We start from the raw sequence: 918 nt of genomic DNA on the forward strand, positions 1-918 counted from the left end.
GTTTCCGTCTGGTGAAATTTGTTTGCACAAAAATATTAGACGGTGGTCATGCCCCCAGAAAAACTCACACATCGGGTATTATATGTAAACGACTATGTTTTTATATATGACGAGCGTCACAAGAAAGTTCCTCCTTTGCCAAGAAATAGTAACTACAGCTAACAATCCCGCTAACACGCTGGTCAGCGCCGAGCGGGATTCCTCGGCGCAAGTGCTGGTCAAAGATTGGCAGTAGAATATCTGACGAGGAAAAAGCCGTGCTGGTCAAAGAGCTTGAATCACTAAAAGCAGCGGGAGAGCTGATCACTCTGCATCTTGAGGGAGATGAAGAGGCTCTTACTGGTATTGTTCATACGGTTAACAACCGTGTTACTGCAATGATCTTGTTTAGTGACAATGGTGACTATGAAGGCTGGACATTGCTTGATACCTCCAGCGTAACAGACCTGTTCTGGGGTAACCGTGAGCACCGAGCCATTGCCCGGTTAATTGATACCAGCTTTGAGCGGGTGCTACCGATGAAGAGCAGAATGTCATTTGATCACAGTGTGGTAGAACTGGGTTGCCGCCTTGAGTGTATTGGAATGTTTACCTGTGCCGATGAGGGCGATGAACACTTCACTATGGGGCGGGTGCTTGAATACGATGGTCATTGGTTAAAGGTCCAGACCCTTGGTGCCAAAGATACTCTCTCTCTGGGCTGGAAAATGATTCCCCGTGAAAATGTGGTTCGTATTGAGGTTGATAGCCCTTATATGAACCGTTTGCTTATGCTTCACAAGGCTGCTGGGGAAGAGAAAATCTAAGAGTAACGCGAGCGACGGGGCACCTCTAAACAATTGCCTCGTCAGTAAAATCTGTGGGTCATTTCAGGCTCGGGGAGCTTGCCGAGGGCATGATATAAAGCAATTTCCGCAC

1 protein-coding gene is annotated in these 918 nt (G+C 47.4%); it reads left to right on the top strand.

Translation table 11 applies throughout. From position 1 onward, the window contains the following. Positions 1-257: 257 nt before the first annotated feature. Complete coding sequence (locus tag QMA35_RS21845) at positions 258-806, top strand: hypothetical protein (RefSeq protein ID WP_281649241.1); 549 nt, start codon at positions 258-260, stop codon at positions 804-806. Positions 807-918 lie beyond the last annotated feature (112 nt).

The sequence above is a fragment of the Parendozoicomonas sp. Alg238-R29 genome, from assembly GCF_947331445.1.
In the GTDB taxonomy this organism is placed as follows: Bacteria; Pseudomonadota; Gammaproteobacteria; order Pseudomonadales; family Endozoicomonadaceae; genus Sansalvadorimonas.